Source organism: Catenovulum sediminis, assembly GCF_007289895.1.
Classification (GTDB): Bacteria; Pseudomonadota; Gammaproteobacteria; order Enterobacterales; family Alteromonadaceae; genus Catenovulum; species Catenovulum sediminis.
In genome coordinates this window covers 469376-486869 of record NZ_CP041660.1, presented here as the reverse complement: position 1 = coordinate 486869, position 17494 = coordinate 469376, and the positions used below count along the sequence as shown (strand labels likewise).

16 protein-coding genes are annotated in these 17494 nt (G+C 40.4%); 8 read left to right on the top strand and 8 right to left on the bottom strand.

Translation table 11 applies throughout. The annotated features are described in order from the left end of the window. Positions 1 to 8 precede the first annotated feature (8 nt). Positions 9 to 860, bottom strand: coding sequence for a family 16 glycosylhydrolase (locus FNT16_RS01920; RefSeq protein WP_143869966.1), 852 nt, complete (start codon positions 858 to 860; stop codon positions 9 to 11). A 404-nt stretch (positions 861 to 1264) separates the two neighbouring features. Here FNT16_RS01920 and FNT16_RS01915 point away from each other — a divergent pair, with 404 nt between their 5' ends. From FNT16_RS01915 to FNT16_RS01905, 3 genes are all read left to right on the top strand, one after another. After that, positions 1265 to 2176: an immunity 49 family protein gene (locus tag FNT16_RS01915; RefSeq protein WP_143869965.1), complete on the top strand. Its 912-nt coding sequence runs from the start codon at positions 1265 to 1267 to the stop codon at positions 2174 to 2176. 162 nt (positions 2177 to 2338) lie between these two features. Further along, positions 2339 to 2455: a type II toxin-antitoxin system YhaV family toxin gene (locus FNT16_RS20945; protein WP_281281905.1), complete on the top strand. Its 117-nt coding sequence runs from the start codon at positions 2339 to 2341 to the stop codon at positions 2453 to 2455. A 210-nt stretch (positions 2456 to 2665) separates the two neighbouring features. After that, the gene (locus FNT16_RS01905) at positions 2666 to 4534 is read left to right on the top strand and encodes a beta-agarase (RefSeq protein ID WP_143869964.1); all 1869 of its coding nucleotides are present in this window, start codon (positions 2666 to 2668) and stop codon (positions 4532 to 4534) included. 25 nt (positions 4535 to 4559) lie between these two features. Here the strand turns inward: FNT16_RS01905 and FNT16_RS01900 are convergent, their stop codons facing one another. The 6 genes from FNT16_RS01900 to priC form a co-directional block, all read right to left on the bottom strand. Further along, positions 4560 to 5333, bottom strand: coding sequence for a hypothetical protein (locus FNT16_RS01900; protein ID WP_143869963.1), 774 nt, complete (start codon positions 5331 to 5333; stop codon positions 4560 to 4562). 203 nt (positions 5334 to 5536) lie between these two features. Then, positions 5537 to 6706: a 3-phosphoglycerate dehydrogenase family protein gene (locus FNT16_RS01895; protein ID WP_143869962.1), complete on the bottom strand. Its 1170-nt coding sequence runs from the start codon at positions 6704 to 6706 to the stop codon at positions 5537 to 5539. Between the two features lie 67 nt (positions 6707 to 6773). Further along, complete coding sequence (locus tag FNT16_RS01890; RefSeq protein ID WP_143869961.1) at positions 6774 to 7889, bottom strand: phosphoserine transaminase; 1116 nt, start codon at positions 7887 to 7889, stop codon at positions 6774 to 6776. A 239-nt stretch (positions 7890 to 8128) separates the two neighbouring features. Then, the gene (locus tag FNT16_RS01885; protein WP_143869960.1) at positions 8129 to 8473 is read right to left on the bottom strand and encodes an outer membrane protein assembly factor BamE; all 345 of its coding nucleotides are present in this window, start codon (positions 8471 to 8473) and stop codon (positions 8129 to 8131) included. A gap of 72 nt (positions 8474 to 8545) precedes the next feature. Next, the gene (locus FNT16_RS01880) at positions 8546 to 9040 is read right to left on the bottom strand and encodes a hypothetical protein (protein WP_143869959.1); all 495 of its coding nucleotides are present in this window, start codon (positions 9038 to 9040) and stop codon (positions 8546 to 8548) included. Positions 9041 to 9073: 33 nt separating this feature from the next. Further along, positions 9074 to 9565 carry a primosomal replication protein PriC gene (gene priC / locus FNT16_RS01875; RefSeq protein WP_143869958.1) on the bottom strand — a complete coding sequence of 164 codons (492 nt, stop codon included), beginning with the start codon at positions 9563 to 9565 and terminating at the stop codon, positions 9074 to 9076. 104 nt (positions 9566 to 9669) lie between these two features. Here priC and FNT16_RS01870 point away from each other — a divergent pair, with 104 nt between their 5' ends. Together FNT16_RS01870 and FNT16_RS01865 are read left to right on the top strand one after the other, a co-directional pair. After that, complete coding sequence (locus FNT16_RS01870) at positions 9670 to 11130, top strand: TyrR/PhhR family helix-turn-helix DNA-binding protein (RefSeq protein ID WP_143869957.1); 1461 nt, start codon at positions 9670 to 9672, stop codon at positions 11128 to 11130. A 50-nt stretch (positions 11131 to 11180) separates the two neighbouring features. Then, on the top strand, positions 11181 to 11486 hold the full coding sequence (locus FNT16_RS01865; protein ID WP_143869956.1) for a hypothetical protein: 306 nt from the start codon (positions 11181 to 11183) through the stop codon (positions 11484 to 11486). Between the two features lie 8 nt (positions 11487 to 11494). Here FNT16_RS01865 and FNT16_RS01860 read toward each other — a convergent pair whose 3' ends face one another. Beyond that, positions 11495 to 12787 (bottom strand): hypothetical protein, encoded by a 1293-nt coding sequence (locus FNT16_RS01860; RefSeq protein ID WP_143869955.1) that lies wholly within the window; start codon positions 12785 to 12787, stop codon positions 11495 to 11497. Between the two features lie 1234 nt (positions 12788 to 14021). On the opposite strand from FNT16_RS01860, the gene priA reads away from it, so the two are divergent. The 3 genes from priA to hslV all read left to right on the top strand — a co-directional run bounded on the left by priA (position 14022) and on the right by hslV (position 17491). Then, positions 14022 to 16196, top strand: a complete 2175-nt coding sequence (gene priA / locus FNT16_RS01855; RefSeq protein ID WP_143869954.1) for a primosomal protein N' — start codon at positions 14022 to 14024, stop codon at positions 16194 to 16196. A gap of 124 nt (positions 16197 to 16320) precedes the next feature. After that, a complete protein-coding gene (locus FNT16_RS01850; RefSeq protein WP_143869953.1) occupies positions 16321 to 16863 on the top strand; it encodes an SPOR domain-containing protein in 543 nt (180 codons plus the stop codon). A gap of 97 nt (positions 16864 to 16960) precedes the next feature. Beyond that, complete coding sequence (gene hslV, locus FNT16_RS01845; protein ID WP_143869952.1) at positions 16961 to 17491, top strand: ATP-dependent protease subunit HslV; 531 nt, start codon at positions 16961 to 16963, stop codon at positions 17489 to 17491. Positions 17492 to 17494 lie beyond the last annotated feature (3 nt).

Below are 17494 nucleotides of genomic sequence, written 5' to 3'. Positions count from 1 at the left end.
TTGACTATTTAATTCCAAACACGAAAATAATCGACATAATAAAAAGAATACGTTTGTGCGGGTTCGTTTGCACCTTGCTGCCAGTCGTACACCAAAATATCTAAGATAACCGGCATACTTTTATCACCCGGCCAGTACTCTGGCGCGACTTGGCTTTTCCATATGGTCCGGACATTTTCACCATCAACATAAAAACGAATACTTGCTTCATCGCGCAACACACCATAAACATGCCAGTCAGTCACAACCCCATTATTGGGCATATCAACCGGTGATTCGTACCATGGAATTTGGTCAACATTGCCATCTTGCTGCGTCCAGACAAAATAATGAATATTGCTTTTAAATTTTTTCTGACTATTCCAACCTGTATACGGAAAATGCTCGTAAACATCTATTTCAAACTGATGACCATTGTCTGGATTACGATTAAAAAACCAGAAACTACTGGCAATATTATTGTTCGCCGCTTTTGCTTTTACTTCAAAATAACCGTACTTAAAAGCCGTTTTAGAAGAAGCAATACCCGTTGTATGTTTATCACCTACATTTGCACCATTGCGCGCTTCTAACACTAAATTACCTTGATGGGTATACGCGAGATTGCCGCTATAGGTAAAACTGTTATTGCCCAACCAACCGGTTGGATGGTAGCGATTCCACTTGCTGGTATCGGGTGTTTGCCAGTTACCCGGTTGATTAAACTCATCACTGACCGCGCTATTAAATTGCCAGTTTTTTTGATTTTTAATCCAATTACCTGTGCCATCCAAATTTGGTGTGTAGTTGGCATGCGCCAACGTGCTGAATGTCAAACCTAAAGCTGCCATTAAATTAAATAATCGTTTAGCTTGTCGCATTTTCTATTCCTCTTTGTTTTGTGTGTGGTTGTTAATTTGTATGTGAAATTGTAAATATTTATATGATTTTATTTATATTATCCTTTTTGATTCTTATGTAAAGTTTTTGTTTTAAATATGAATTTAAAGTGTGAGCTCGATTGGCTGACTGGCTGACTGGGTGGTTGTTTGATTGGGTGGGGGGACGAGCATTAAAAAAATTTGCCTGATATAATTGGATTGGGCGCGTAATTTCTTGTTTATCAGCAAGAAGTTGATAATTTAAGAGACACTATTGATACGTTAATAGAGCACAACGACAAAATTGATTACACTGTCATTAAACAAAAATTTGATAACAGCAGCGGGAATGTTTTGCCTGAAGTAGAATATACTCGTTATGCTCAAGACCCTATGGAGTTTTAATGCAACATTTTCAAACCAAACTGAATGCAGACTGGTGTTATCAAAATAGATCTGAAAGTGTAGGGAGAGTATTTAACAAGCAGGCATTCAGAGCGCGATATGTGGTAGATGCGCCACAGAGAATATATTCTGATGGCAATCTTTTCTTTGGATGCGCAGCTGCAGCCTGGTTAGCCAATAAACCGAAAGAGACCATAGTCTATTGGTTATATCAGGCACATATTGCTAAACAAGCACATTTTTATTGGGTATTAAACCCAGGCAAAGAGCATAGTTTTACCCTGCAGGAGTTAGATATAACTTTGCCGGGTAAAAAAATGCTCAACTGGAGCAATGTGCATAATTGGCAAGAAGCACTTACTTTAGCCATTATATTTAATGACCAAGCAGCGCTTGCAAATTTAATGCAATATGAAGCGAGAAACTTTATTCACCCCAAAGCGGAAGGGACAAAATTACCCTTTATGCATGCGTATTGTGATTTGTTAAAAGGCTTTTTTAACCCTCAAGCGAATTTAAAAGACCTAGTGCAGGCGGTTTCTGATACCTCTCAGCCTGACAAAATACCCAATATTAAACGCTCGCTGGTATATAACATAATGTTGCCATTTGCTGATTTAATGCTAGCGATAGTGGCTAATAACAAAGAGCGTTTCACTCAAACCATGCAAAAAGCCATAAAATCACATGTAACTCATTTTAACGATAGCGTTCATAGCGGTCTCGAAATCGGTTGGTTATCTATGCCTTTGTGTGCAGTCGCTGCAATAGCATATCGCCAGTGTGGTTTTAAAACTGAGCCTAACCCTTATTTTCCTGATTGGTTGGTTTATGGAGATTTTGATGTGAATGTACCTAAACCAGATATTGATATAAGACCTTTGCCAGGACAACGGAAAGATAAAATATGAAAGCTTATTTATTTTGCTCAAATATATTTGCAGCTGGCAATTCTGGCCTGCAGAAAATTAGCGTCATCAAAATTGAAGGCATAGTTCACTCGGCTACTTAAGCCCTGAGAGTTTTGAATTGAAAAATAATGCTTAGTTAAGTGTACAGAGTTAGCGGGTCAGATCAGTAGTAAGACTGATACTTACAAGGTATTCGAAAAGATGTTGAAGTCTGGCCATCCTCCCGAGGGATGGGATGATCTTTTAAAAGCAGCCAAGGATGAATTGCTCTCTCCATAAGCGAGCCGCTTGTTTTCCCACAAGAAAGTTGTCTAGATCGTATTTCCGATTATTTTATATCCAGGCACGATTACGCTTAAATTATTTAATCATCCCAATTGCCTTTTAATTAACAAAATAAAAATTCAATTAACAAAGAATGGTGTAGATTTACGGACATAAAAAATTCTATAATGTTTATATTCAAATATAAAATTATGGATTTATATAATGAAAGTGTTTCGCTTGGTTTTTGCTGCATCTCTGGCGGCTAGTATGATAAAACCTATTTTTGCAGAAGTCGCAGAAGTGGTAGAAGTAAATTTAGAACCCACCACCATTCGGGATATTGGTGGAGTGACCAAATTTAATCGGTCTCAATATATCACATTGCATGAGAGCTTTGGTTCTGGCGATCTGACTGAAGAAGACCTGCTGTATATCGAAAATGAACTGGAAGCCGAGTACGGCAGAGACGGAGGGTTGATCTCTTGGATGGCAAATGACATTCCTGCGGATAGCAAAAATCCAGATATGCCTGATGTCAGTAAAATTAAAGCGCTATTTGACAAAAGATTCTATGAAAACGGCAGTGATATCCGTCTAAACCCAGAGAATATGCGCAATGTGATCTTGTGTACGCATCCTGAAAAAATGCATGGACATAAAAATAACACATCGTATGAATGGGGGCCGCGTTCTGCAGAAGCCACAGCTGAATACTTTGCTCATCTGCTGAAGTATGGATTTACAGATAAAAATAGGCCGCGCGCTATTGAGGTCTATAACGAACCATTTGTTAAAGCCAAAAAAATTCCCACAAGTATTGAAGAAATGAGTGAGCAACATAAGGTTGTCGCTAAGCGAGTTAAAGAGCTCAATGCTGACGTTATGGTGGGTGGCTACTCAGCTGCGTGGGTCGAATTTGAAAGCGGCAATTGGAATAACTGGAATAATTGGCAGAAAAAATTTATGGATATCGCCGGTCAAGACATGGACTTCTGGTCATATCACATCTACGACGGTGTCAATGTAATGGGAACACCGCGCGCAAGAACCGGCAGTAATTCTGAAGCAATTATGGATATCATAGATACCTATAGCCACATTAAATTTGGCGTTGCGAAGCCAATAATGATAACCGAATACGGCAAAATTCCGGCTGGCAATATGAGTACCATGCCCTACAGCGAAGAGCGTTCAGCCGGTATGTTGTATTCAGCATTAGGGCAGTTAATGACCTTTATGGATCACCCTGATCGTTTAATTCGTACCGTACCTTTTATTTTGGGTAAAGCATCGTGGACGTACGGTATGGCGAACGATTATGTACCTGGCGATGCAAACCCATATTTATTGTGGCGACGCCTGGCAGATGGCAAAAGCTACGTAAAAACGGACCTTATGAAATTTTATTATTTCTGGAAAGGGGTAAAAGGCGAATGGCGTTTAAGTGCAAGCAGTAATCCGGATGTCCGCGTGCACATGTTGGTTGATAATAAGCGCGTTAATGTGATCATGATGAATTTGGATAACACATCAAAAAAAGTGGCTTTAAATGGTTTAAATAAAGTTAAAACACATGCAGTTACTCTGCGCTCATTAACTACCAATGTTAAAAAGCCGATACTTGCAGAACAAACATTACAGGCAATGCCGGAAAGTTATGACTTGGGTGCGGGCGAAATTGTGATGTTTCAACTGGACATGAAAAACGCGCTACCCGTTAAAAGAAAGATTAAAGAACACCGAGTTTACGCTACCAGCTACCTGCAAGACATCAAAGGCAATCAGGATATTAATTTTACCTTTAAAAGTGTACCAACAGGCCAAGGCAGCGCAAAACTGCGTTTGTCTCCAGCACGAGAGCTTGGCAAACAACCACTTCCTTCAAAAGTTTTGATTAATGGTACGCCATTAGTTTTGCCAAATAATTGGGCCGGGGATGATCAAAAAGGCCGAAAAATGTTCTACGGTATGGTGGAATTAAACATACCGATGGAAGCATTGAATGAAACAAGCGTTGTTAGCCTAAGTTATCCGGATGACGGTGGTAAAATCGCCAGCGCAGTACTGCAAATTAATCGCGAAGAACGCTAGAATAAAAAACTCTAAAGTTGGTACGCTATTTCGGTGCCAACGCCTTTGACGGTATAGCCAAACCAGAGCGACGCATTCCGGCAAATAACGCCAGCGCGAAAGCGAAAAATGCCAAGCTGCTGGGTTCAGCTACTGGGTTAACCTGTTGTGCTAATTGAAAATCATCAAAGCCAATAATATCTCCACCATGTCCGCTAAAGTCTATAAGTACCGAGCCCAGTGCGCTTTCGGCCGTCAGTCCGACAAAAAATAAGTTATTTTTTTGAAAGTTCAGACCTTCGCCTATGTTGGTTTGTGAACCCAGTAAATTGCCACTTGCATTAGCGCCGCTAAAAGCTTGAATGGTTAAATCACCGCCAGTCCACAAATCAACGGTATTAAACCCAAAACCACTGGTGGGTTGATAAAAATTAAATAATAGCTGTCCAGCGCTTAAAAACTGTAAATAATTAGACGCTAAATGTAGTCCTTCCCCTGCTAATTGCCCTCCAATATTACCTTGTGCAGGCCCTTCACCAAACAAAATGGTTTGGTTAACAAGGTTGTTTGAGACTATTTCTACACCGTGAGTCGGCAGATAAAAATCTGAATCTAATATGCCCAGCGGGTGTTCGTCAAAAGTGATGCTGGTGACTTGCTCATTGTTTGACGCAGCGGCGTTTAACCAGTTTTGCTGATTGCTAGCAGGCGAGTCGGTAAAAAATACGAGCTGCGCATTTGCAGCCGGCAATATGGCTAAAAATACGAGTGCGATAAGTATGTGGTAAATAATTTTTGGAACTGCAAATGATTTAAGCATTTAATATCTCCGAAAACGACAATGGGTTAACAAAGCCCGTATCGGCCGCTAGAACACTATTCTTTACAATTTGATAACAAAAATGAGTAGTGGTTCTCGAAAAGTCGGAAATTAATCTGGCTTATAAAAAGCTCAGACTGTATAAAACAGCATATCAGCTGTTAACAACTGATATGCTGTAGATTCAGTCGTATGCCGCTAAATTACACACACCTGACCTGAAATACGTGTTCAACATTTGCAATTTGTTGTAATAATTCTGCGGTCGGGCGCTGTTCGATATCTATGATGTTGTAGGCAATGTCATCCCGGCTTTTGTTTACAATGTCAATTACATTGATATTTAAGTCAGCCAGTAAGTTAATCACAATACCCAAAACTTTCGGAACGTTATCGTTGGCAAACGTAATGCGATAACCTGTTGTGCGTTCCATTGAAACGGTCGGGAAGTTAACTGAATTGACAATATTGCCATTTTCTAAAAAGTCGATGAGCTGCTTTGCAGCCATGATCGCACAGTTTTCTTCTGCTTCGACCGTGCTGGCACCTAAATGAGGGAATAAAATGGCACGTTCGTGCTCAATCAATTTAGGGGTTGGGAAATCTGCAATATAATAGCTGAGTTTGCCGGTATCTAATGCGCTCAGTACTGCATCTTCATCAACTAACTCACCCCGTGCTAGATTGATCAGTTTTGCTCCTTGTTTAAGTGCAGAAAATGCTTCATTGTTGATAAAGCCGATGGTCGCTTCAACAGCGGGTACATGTAAGGTGACGTAATCAGAGCGCGATAATAATGCGTTTAAATTATCTGCTTTGACCACATCGCTGGAAAGTCGCCATGCAGCTTCAACACTGAGTTTAGGGTCGTAACCGATAACATTCATACCTAGGCTTAAAGCTAAATTAGCAACTTTTGCACCGATAGCACCTAAACCGACAACACCTAATGTTTTGCCTTCTAGTTCGCCGCCACCATAGGCTTTTTTGCCAGCTTCTACTTTTTTATGTAATTCGTGCGCATCCGTGACATCGGCTAGTGAGTTGACATATTGCATACTTTGGCTGATACCGCGCGAGCCTAACAGTAAACTGGCTAATACCAGCTCTTTTACCGCGTTGGCGTTGGCACCCGGTGTATTAAAAACCACGATGCCCTGACGGGTATAGTCGTTTACCGGAATGTTATTGACACCCGCGCCGGCTCTCGCCACCGCTAAAACAGATTTAGGTAATTTTTCTTCATGCAGTTTTTGGCTACGCAGTAATATTGCATCCGGTTCTGCTTCGTCCGCCGAAACCCGGTAGCTATCTTTTAAAAACTGATTAAGCCCTTTCGAGGCGATATTGTTGTAAGTTCTGATTGTTTTCATCTTTGTTAGCTCTTTTTTGTATTTTAGGCCAGTCGAACGCCCCCAAAGCATTCGACTTTTTACTCAGTTATTGTGTAACTTCTTGATAAGCCCAGCTTAGCCAGGGTAATAGCGCTTCAAGATCAGATTGTTCAACCGTTGCGCCACACCATACACGCAAGCCAGCCGGTGCATCACGGTAAGCACCGATGTCATAAGCAACTTGCTCTGATTCTAATAATTTCACAATCGATTTAACTTGTGCTTCAGTCGCTTTTAATTGAAAACACACACTGGTGTTAGAGCAGATATCAGCGGATTCAGCTAAAAAGTCAATCCAGTCATTTTGAGCAACAAAATCGCGGAATACTTGTAAATTGGCTTCACTTTTTGCAATAGCGGCTTGCAATCCACCAATGTCTTCAACCCAAGCTAATGCATCTAAATAATCTTCTACACACAACATAGAGGGGGTATTGATGGTGGCACCTTCAAAAATACCTTCAATCAATTTACCGCCTTTGGCCAATAAAAAGATTTTTGGCATAGGCCAAGGTGGGGTATAAGATTGTAAACGTTCAACTGCACGCGGGCTTAATACAATGACCCCATGAGCACCTTCACCCCCTAACACCTTTTGCCAGCTAAAAGTGGCAACATCAATTTTGTTCCAAGGCATATTCATGGCAAAAACAGCGCTGGTGGCATCACAAATGGTTAGGCCAGATCGGCTATCACTGATCCAGTCAGCATTATTGACTTTGACGCCCGATGTTGTGCCATTCCAAGTGAACACAATATCATGCTCTGGATTTGCCTGGCTAAAATCTGGTAATTGTCCGTAAGGTGCGGTGAACGAGCGAGCGGACTCTAATTTTAATTGTTTGGCGATATCATTTACCCAACCTGAGCCAAAAGACTCCCAAGCGAAAACATCAACAGGTCTTTCACCTAATAAAGACCACATTGCCATTTCCATTGCACCTGTATCTGAACCGGGCACAATACCAACGCGGTAACCTTCTGGCAGTTCTAATAAACGGGCGGTTTCGGTAATGGCGAGTTTAAGTTTTTGTTTACCTAAACTGCTACGATGCGAACGACCTAAACTTGATGTATCAAGTGCCGCTAAGTTATAACCTGGGCGTTTGGTGCAAGGACCAGATGAGAAATTAGGATTTGCGGGTTTTAGGCTTGGTTTCATTTATTTTCCTTTTTTAGAGGGCCAATTAAAGCAAAATTATCGCAAGATATTGCCTGAAATTTACGCATTGCTCAATGGAAAAATGAAAAGCAAACGAAAAGCAATTACCGCGCTAAGATTGTTTTTTAGTATGAGACTGCAGCGAGAGTGTGTTGGAGAAGTATTTAGCTTTGGTTTTATAAATAGTGGAGCAAAAGGTCACAGCAAAAATGGTTTTACTGTGACCCTTAAAAGGTGTTTTATTGATCGATAGGGTCAGTAAAGTTTTCAGGTTTTTCGATACTGCCAACCATGTCTTGCAACTGATTGTTTTCAAATTGCAGTGTTAACTCAATTCGTCTTGGCTCACGTCCGTCACCATAATTAACATGGTACAGATAATACCAAGTATCAGAGTTAAAACTGTCGTCGATAACAGGATTACCCAATACGAAAGCAACTTGTTCTTTACTCATATTCTGACGTAATTTTGCAACGTCTTTTTGTTCTATATAATTACCCTGACGAATGTCGATACGATAAGCACACGCAGACAGTGCGATCACCATTAACAAACTAATACAAGGAAGCTTGAGCAATTTCATGCGTGATTCTTTTCCGATATTTCTTATAAGACGCGGCAGTATATCTTGATTTACTTTTTAACTAAAGTTTCGTTACTGCACACCAATATTTTTTATTGCACCATTTGCTTCAATTTTATCAATCCCTTTGTCGTTAAACTTAAAAAGCAATTGAATTGAATTGGTATCAAATAAATACATACGACCATTTACCAGTAATTCATAATTGGCTTTTATTTGTCTGTCGGGTGCTTTACGAAGTTCAATTTTATTATTGCCAACTTGATAAACAAAACTGGTAAAGTAGCCTTTGGCAAACTCTTGTACCCAAACATACTCGTCTTGATGCAGGATTAATGCAATTGAATATTGCTCAGGAACCTCGGCAACCGGCACACTGAAAGGCCCTGCGCTAAATTGCGTACCTTCATCTGTGTTTTCATAACTAAAGCCAAAATCTATTGTTTTTTCTAAACCAGACGGATAAACAATGGTCGCTTTTCCCGGAATATTAAATTCAGCGAATGCACCTTGGGTTGATAAAATCAGTACGCCGAACGCACAAGCCAGTTTTTTAATCAATTGCATAACAACAGCCCCTTATTAGAATTATTGATTAGTTTAGTACCTAATATAACCAACCTCAATGCGGCTGATTTGTTCTTCTAGTTTATTTATCGCTTGCTGGCAACGTTCTCGGCGCTGAAATAAGGAATGATCAGCCGGTAGGTTGGGTTGTGAGCGAATTTGGTCATCAAAGCGGGCTAAATATTGGCGGTATTCTGCCAGTCGTTTGTGCAGCTTTCCGGCACGACTGCGATATTCTGTTGCATGTTCATCGTCTTGCAGTTTGTCTTTAATGGCGTATTTGCTTAACAGTTCAAGTTGGTCATTTAATTTATCAAACACACGCTCGTTGGCATTTGGCCTAAATGCAGCGTCAATCAGTTTCTTACATTCATCTATATAATCCTGCAAATTTTCAGATTGGCAGACAAAGCTTGAATGGTATTGTAATAAACTGACAATTTTTTGTTTGCGTGGCTGCGCCATCAGTCGGTCGCTGATTTGTTGCAGCATATTTTCAGTTTTTTGCCTTAAGTTATCTGGCATACATAGGTTTTCCTAGCTTATAGCGTATTTGTAACAGTTAGACTAAGCTTAATGGAATTATAGCTAATTCGGCATAAATTTGAGATTGCTAAGTTGAGATTAACATGAGACTGGAAATAAGTTGTGAAAACCGTATTGGTATTACACAAGATATTCTGGAAATTCTTGTCAGACATCAAATTGACTTGCATGGGATTGAGGTGCATCCGCTTAAAATATTCCTTAATTTCCCCAAGATTGAATTTACCGAATTTCAGCATTTGATGCCAGAAATCCGTTTATTGAATGGTGTGCAAGATGTTAAAACCGTTGCTTGTATGCCATTAGAGCGACAAGAAATTGAATTAAAGAGTTGTTTAGACAATAGTTCAGAAATGTTAGTTTCACTGGATGAAAAAGGGCATTTAATTCGGGCCAGCAGAGCGGCTTTAAAATTACTAAGCGACTTTAACCGTGAACAACTCAATACCCCATCTAACTGGTTAAAAGGGGTGAATTTATTAAGATGGCTTGAACGCAAACCCACAGAAAAGCTGCTGCAGGTTGGTGAAATAAATGAACAAACTTTTCAAGTTGAGATGTCACCTATATGGTTAACGCCCGATTTTAAAGAGCAGGATTTTGTGGGTGTGTTTATCCGTTTAATAGAGAGCCCTTCGCATTATCCGCTCGCCAATGAACAGCAGCATTTAGTGAGTCAAATTGTGCACAAGTCTACCGGTATGCGAAAAGTGGTACGTGAGATTAAAAAATTTGCGCTCAGTGCTTCTAACTTGGCTTTGTATGGTGAAGCGGGTACGGGCAAGTCTTGGCTGGCTTCTATTGTTTGCAGTTTGAGTAACCATCAACTCCCTTCTCATAAGTTAGATTGTCGCTTGAATGACAGCGAAGTGCTGAGACAAGAAATTGAACAATTAAAAAGTATTAACGGGCCGCTGATTCTAGAGCGAGTTGATAAACTCACAATGGCTGCACAAAAAGAGTTGCATACCGCATTATTAATGAGTCCTAGTAAAAGGGTTTATGTAACCAGCCAGCAAAGCTTGTTAAGTTTAGTGCAGCAAGGGCTGTTTGATGAAAACTTACAATTGTTACTAGGGCAATTAGAGATCCCAGTGCCGCCACTGCGCGAACGCAAAGCCGATTTTGTTGATTTAACCGCTCGCTTATTGAATATATTATGCCGAAAATTGCAGCGTGTGCCAGTTGATGTGACTCAGTCTTGCATGGAAAAGCTTAGCAAATATGCCTGGCCTGGTAATGTAAAACAGTTGAATAACACGCTTGAGCAAGCATTATTATTACAGGACAGCAACACCCTAAAGGATGATGATGTGAATTTATCAGCGCTTGAAAAAGACTATTTGCAACTACAAACAGAATTGGAAGGCTCGTTAGATGATGCAGTTAAACGCTTTGAAAACGCATTGCTGAGAAAGCTCTACCCACATTATCCAAGTACCCGCCAACTCGCACAAAAGCTCGGATTAAGCCACACCGCAATTGCCAATAAACTGCGGGAATACGGGATAAATAAAAGCACGGTTAAGGTGATTAAGGGGTAGATTCTTTATATACTAAGGCGCTGTCGTGGTAATAATAAGGATAAATTGTTATGAATGCTGAGAATTTTAAATCTGAAGCGTATCGTCAATTGTTTGATATTTTTAGTCAAGTGAAAGAAAAAATTCCGGTTGAACAGGCAAAAGCACGTACTCAAGGGTTTATGTATGCAGGACAATTTATGGGGCTTGTTTCACAAGAAGAAGCGAATCAGATTATTGAGCAGGCACATTTTGACGTTTTTTCGATGAGTGTTGCACAAAGAGCCGAGATAAAGTCGCGCAAAAAGCAGGCATTTGAAACACATGATGAATCATATTTCGATATACCTACTGTTTTGCGACAGCCCAGTTTGTAGCGTTTATACTATTGTGGGTTCGAAAGGCTAATAGCGAGAGCTTGCTTGTTAATTTGCACGTTGTCCTGATTTGTCAATTTACTGCCAGACTGCTGCATCTCTAACGCACTTTGGTAGTCATTGATCCCAACTACATCGTGTGAGATGAATTGTATCTGTTCGATTTTTTGATCTATACCTGTATAAAAAATTAAATCCTCTATCGATATATATGAAGTATTACTATACATAAATTCAAATTGAGAAATGCTGTTATCAGTGTCTCTATGTACTACAAAGGTTTCAATAAAGTCATATTTTGTTAATCCAGCACCTTGATTAAAATATACTCCGTCGTCGTGGATGCTGATATCAAACGGTTCATAAGTCGGTGTTAAATCTAATGAAGTTGGTTTGTTTATGTATGAAGCTGTTTGCAGATCATAAGCAAACTGGCTTTGATAGTTAGCAAAGAGACCCGTATTGTTATTTGTGAATGTAGCAATATCATAATCTTGAGTTAAACGATAGATGAGTTGTATTGTGTCAAAATTGGCTTCAGGTATAAAATTAAAAGCAATATTTTCAAAAGATGGAACCGTTGCAATTATTTGGTGATGTAAACCCCAATAATGTGTCTGCGAACTCGATACGTTAAGATCGTTTGTAATTGTGTAAGGTATTGATGTTAAAGGTAAGTCTAGTGTGACTTGAGTATCTTGCGTAACTTCTTTTGCATCAATATACGCATAGCTATTGTTATAATTTGATATTGCAACAATAGCGTCTTCATTACATATTTCAACATCGGCAAATAACCATTCCTCCGCATTATCTGTTGCGGTAGGCGTATGCTCACCAAACCGGTTGATTAATAATAAATTATCGGCATTAGGAACATCTGCAACAGCGGTTAAATTGAACCTATCACAGCCACATGTGTTGATAATCGGCTGAGGGATAATGAGAGTCATATTATCCGACCGCTCTATATTTAAATAGGTTCGTTTGTCTTGGTTTTCAGTTGTGTAGGTTAAAGTAAATTTGGATTTTGGTACGTCTATTTCAAACTCATCACCTTCACCAGATACCTGTAGTTGGTAGTCACTGTAGAGATTTCTATTTTCATCATAGATGCTCAGAGAAACATCTTGCGTGATATAGTTGCCACATATATCTGTATACTTTGGTGCTGATACTAAAATACTATCTTTATCATCCAGAGTTTCATTGAGATCATCCAAGGATACATCAATACAACCCGTTGTCATTGTTGCAAGTAAAATAGAAGTTGTGAGTGTTTTTTTTCTTATTAAGTCCATTACCATTTCCTAATTTAGTTTTTTGTTCGTCACGCATTTTAGTTTAGAGCTACGAGCTACGAGCCATGTAGGTCGTGGCTTTAGCCCGACAATGCATAATGCACCAATATCGAATTATAACAATTGTCGCCCTAAAGGGCAGACCTGTATTTTAGTTTCGAGCTACGAGCTACGAGCCATGTAGGTCGTGGCTTTAGCCCGACAAAAGCATAAAGCACAAATATCGAATTATAACAATTGTCGCCCTAAAGGGCAGACCTGTATTTTAGTTTCGAGCTACGAGCTACGAGCCATGTAGGTCGTAGCTTTAGCCCGACAATGCATAATGCACCAATATTGAATTATAACAATTGTCGCCCTAAAGGGCAGACCTACATTTTAGTTGCGAGCTACGAGCTACGAGCCATGTAGGTCGTGGCTTTAGCCCGACAAAGCATAATGCACAAATATCGAATTATAACAATTGTCGCCCTAAAGGGCTGACCTACATTTTAGTTGCGAGCTACGAGCCATGTAGGTCGTGGCTTTAGCCCGACAATGCATAATGCACAAATATCGAGTTGTACAATTGTCGCCCTAAAAGGCAGACCTACATTTTAGTTGCGAGCTACGAGCTACGAGCCATGTAGGTCGTAGCTTTAGCCCGACAATGCATAATGCACCAATATCGAATTATAACAATTGTCGCCCTAAAGGGCAGACCTGTATTTTAGTTGCGAGCTACGAGCTACGAGCCATGTAGGTCGTGGCTTTAGCCCGACAATGCATAATGCACCAATATTGAATTATAACAATTGTCGCCCTAAAGGGCAGACCTACATTTTAGTTGCGAGCTATGAGCTACGAGCCGTGTAGGTCGTGGCTTTAGCCCGACAATGCATAATGCACCAATATTGAATTATAACAATTGTCGCCCTAAAGGGCAGACCTACATTTTAGTTGCGAGCTATGAGCCATGTAGGTCGTGGCTTTAGCCCGACAAAAGCATAAAGCACAAATATCGAATTATAACAATTGTCGCCCTAAAGGGCAGACCTACACTTCTGTGAAACTTGAAACTTGAAACTTGAAACTTGAAACTTGAAACTTGAAACTTGAAACTTGAAACTTGAAACTTGAAACTTGAAACTTGAAACTTGCCGCCTTAAAGCGACGATATACAAAGTCGCTTGCAACTGTTATCGCTAAGATTAGAATAGGCTTTCTCAAACTTTGCTCATCAGGGATCATCGGATTGTTTGCACAAATTGCGTTAGGCGTACCACTGCGACGACTGTTTGACTATAAAATACCAACTCACTTTAATGTAAAAGTGGGATGTCGCGTCGAGGTTCCATTTGGGCGGCAATTGTTGGTCGGATTAGTTATTGCGATAAAAGACCACACAGACTTTGATGCTGCAAAGGTTAAAGAAATAAAGCGCCTGCTAGATATCACGCCTATCTACAATCAACAAATGTTGTCTACCCTGGCATGGTTGCAAAGTTATTATTTGTGTCCGCCGGGTGAAGTTTTTATCAATTTACTGCCGAAAAAATTAAAAGAAGGAGCACCGGCAGAGCTCTTAAGTGAACCTATCTGGCAAGTCAAAGAATCGGCATCTGAACCTTCTGCACGCGCCTTTAAACAGTTGGCTTTGTATCACTTTTTAAAAAAAACAGGGGCTACCACGCAAAGTTTATTATTACAGGATGGCTTTAGCCACACTGTTATCAAGCAATTGGCTGAAAAAAAAATAATTGAAGAAGCCCCCTTGCCCCCTATTTGTAAATCGGTTGCGGTAGAACGGCCCGAATACAGTTTGAACCCAGAGCAAATTGAGGCCCTTTCACAAATTAATACCCTGAGTCAGTTTGCCGTTGTTTTACTAGAAGGGGTGACGGGCAGTGGTAAAACTGAAGTTTATATGCAAGCGATGCAAGACGTTCTAGCTCGCGGTGAGCAAGTACTCATTTTAGTGCCTGAAATCGGTTTAACGCCGCAAACTTTACAGCGTTTTCAATCGCGTTTTAAATGTCAAATATCTGTTTTACATTCCGAGTTAAATGACAGCGAAAGGCATAATGCTTGGTTAAAAGCGGCGATTGGAATTTCCCGTATTATTATTGGCACGCGTTCTGCGGTGATGGTACCAGCACCGGATTTAGGCTTAATTATTTTAGATGAAGAACATGATGCGTCGTACAAGCAGCAAGATGGTTTAAGGTACAATGCACGAGATGTCGCGATAAAGCGCGCATCCGCCGAAGCCTGTAAAATCATTCTGGGTAGCGCAACCCCATCATTGGAAAGTCTATTAAATGCAAAACAAGGTAAATATTTGCATTTACAAATGAAAAAAAGAGCTCAGGCGCATCCACCGCCTATGCCCCAGTTAATTGATATAAAGCATCAGCCACTGCAAGCGGGATTAGCCTATGGTGTGGTGCAGGCAATTGAACATCATTTAAATAAAAAACAGCAAGTGCTGGTATTTTTAAACCGCCGGGGCTTTTCACCGGCTTTAATTTGCCATGAATGCGGATGGGTGGCCGAATGTAAACGGTGTGACAAACATTTTACGTATCATAAAAACTTACAACAGGTGGTGTGCCATCATTGTGGAGCGTTTGATAGACCACCTGCTCAATGTGCTGAATGTGGTTCCAGTCAAATTGTGGATTGGGGCGTGGGCACAGAGCAACTGGCAGACTGGTTGGAAAGTCGTTTTCCCGAAGCCAATGCCATTCGAATTGACAGAGACAGTGTCCGTCGCAAAGGTGCACTTGAAAATAAGTTAGCGGCTATTCAAAAAGGTGAGCATCAATTATTGATTGGTACTCAAATGCTAGCCAAAGGGCATCATTTTCCCAATTTAACACTGACTGTGGTTGTTAATTTAGATAGTGCGCTGTACAGCACTGATTTTAGAGCGGTAGAAAAAATGGCGCAGTTGCTGGTACAAGTTGCAGGGCGGGCAGGGCGTGCCGACAAACCGGGACAAGTGATACTGCAAACACACTTTCCTGAGCATCCTTATTTACAAACACTGATAGGTAAAGGTTATAGTGAACTGCAAGACTTATTGTTGACTGAACGGCAAGCGTCTTTGTTGCCGCCTTATCGTTTTTGGTGTTTAGTGCGAATGGAATGCCAGCATAGCGAAAAATTACTGGCCTGTATCGAGCAAACTGAAGCCTTATTTAACCAGCAAATATCGGTGCATTATCAGGGGGTTGAGTTATTCGCCAGCATGCCAGCACCACAAGAGAAAAGAGCCGGTAGATTTAGATACCTGATGATTTTTTCTGCAAAGCAGCGCAGTATGCTAAATGCGGCAATGCGCCAGTTGGTTTTAAGTTTAGAGCAGAATAAGTTTGCACAAGCTGTGCGCTGGAGTATTGATATTGATCCACAGGAATTAAATTAAGTGCTTAAAAATAAATCAAAAAGACGCACTTTTGTTAAAGATTCAATGTAAGCTGTTCCCACTATCAATTTTGCCCTTTATACTCTAGGCGGCACAAATTCAAACAATAAGTCAAAAAATTTTTATGGCACGTGATTACGTAAAAAAAGGTAAACCGACCCCGCGCACAAAACGAAAACCTGAACCAGAAGTGGCAGTGGCAAATCATTCTAAACTTAAGTTTATGATTGTCTTAGCACTTTGTTTAGTGATTGGTTTTGCATATTTTTTATGGTCGATAAAAGACAGAGCCCCAGAGCCTAAACCGAAAGTCGTGGAAAAAGTTAAGCCTAAGGCATTGCCTAAAGTTCCCGAAGAAAAATGGGAGTATGTCAAAGAGCTTGAGAATAAAACGATTGAAGTTGATGTGCCAGATAGAAAAGATCAACCACAAAAACAATATCAAATGCAATGCGGTTCTTTTCGTAAGTTAGATCAGGCCAATTCGTTAAAAGCGCAAATCGCGTTTACCGGCTTAGAATCTTTTGTTAAAAGAACAGAAGGCAGTAATGGTGTGTGGTTTAGAGTTGTATTAGGCCCCTATGATACTAAACGCGCAGCTGAGTCTGATCGCCATCGCTTGCAGAATGCAAAAATCAATGGTTGCCAAATTTGGTACTGGACTTGATTTTTATTCAAGCTACCCCATTTCTATAGCAATTGTCTGAATAACCGGGCTAAACCAATAAGGGTATGCCCGGTTTGCTTTTTTAAGAGGAATTGATATGACTACGATAGTATCTGTGCGTCGTGGCGACAAAGTTGTTATTGGTGGTGACGGTCAAGTTTCACTTGGTAATACCGTAATGAAAGGTAATGCCCGCAAAGTACGCCGTTTGTATCACAATAAGGTGTTGGCCGGTTTTGCCGGTGGTACGGCGGATGCATTTACTTTGTTTGAACGTTTTGAAAGTAAATTAGAAATTCATCAAGGCCATTTAACAAAAGCGGCTGTTGAGCTGGCGAAAGATTGGCGAACGGATAGAGCCTTGCGTCGCTTAGAAGCTTTGTTGGCGGTTGCGGATGCGGAAGCATCGTTAATCATTACTGGTAATGGTGATGTTATTCAACCCGAAAATGATTTAATTGCAATCGGTTCGGGTGGCCCATATGCACAAGCTGCTGCTACTGCGTTATTAGAAAATACTGAATTAGGGGCTAAAGATATTGTTGAAAAAAGCCTCAAATTAGCGGGTGATATTTGTGTTTATACAAATCATTGCCAAACAATAGAAGAATTGGACGCTAAAAAATAGGAG

Excerpts from the sequence above, each read along its gene's own strand:
- FNT16_RS01920 (WP_143869966.1), bottom strand. The coding sequence starts at position 860 with ATGCGACAAGCTAAACGATTATTTAATTTAATGGCAGCTTTAGGTTTG.
- FNT16_RS01915 (WP_143869965.1), top strand. The coding sequence starts at position 1,265 with ATGCAACATTTTCAAACCAAACTGAATGCAGACTGGTGTTATCAAAAT.
- FNT16_RS01905 (WP_143869964.1), top strand. The coding sequence starts at position 2,666 with ATGAAAGTGTTTCGCTTGGTTTTTGCTGCATCTCTGGCGGCTAGTATG.
- FNT16_RS01900 (WP_143869963.1), bottom strand. The coding sequence starts at position 5,333 with ATGCTTAAATCATTTGCAGTTCCAAAAATTATTTACCACATACTTATC.
- FNT16_RS01895 (WP_143869962.1), bottom strand. The coding sequence starts at position 6,706 with ATGAAAACAATCAGAACTTACAACAATATCGCCTCGAAAGGGCTTAAT.
- FNT16_RS01890 (WP_143869961.1), bottom strand. The coding sequence starts at position 7,889 with ATGAAACCAAGCCTAAAACCCGCAAATCCTAATTTCTCATCTGGTCCT.
- FNT16_RS01885 (WP_143869960.1), bottom strand. The coding sequence starts at position 8,473 with ATGAAATTGCTCAAGCTTCCTTGTATTAGTTTGTTAATGGTGATCGCA.
- FNT16_RS01880 (WP_143869959.1), bottom strand. The coding sequence starts at position 9,040 with ATGCAATTGATTAAAAAACTGGCTTGTGCGTTCGGCGTACTGATTTTA.
- priC (WP_143869958.1), bottom strand. The coding sequence starts at position 9,565 with ATGCCAGATAACTTAAGGCAAAAAACTGAAAATATGCTGCAACAAATC.
- FNT16_RS01870 (WP_143869957.1), top strand. The coding sequence starts at position 9,670 with ATGAGACTGGAAATAAGTTGTGAAAACCGTATTGGTATTACACAAGAT.
- FNT16_RS01865 (WP_143869956.1), top strand. The coding sequence starts at position 11,181 with ATGAATGCTGAGAATTTTAAATCTGAAGCGTATCGTCAATTGTTTGAT.
- FNT16_RS01860 (WP_143869955.1), bottom strand. The coding sequence starts at position 12,787 with ATGGACTTAATAAGAAAAAAAACACTCACAACTTCTATTTTACTTGCA.
- FNT16_RS01850 (WP_143869953.1), top strand. The coding sequence starts at position 16,321 with ATGGCACGTGATTACGTAAAAAAAGGTAAACCGACCCCGCGCACAAAA.
- hslV (WP_143869952.1), top strand. The coding sequence starts at position 16,961 with ATGACTACGATAGTATCTGTGCGTCGTGGCGACAAAGTTGTTATTGGT.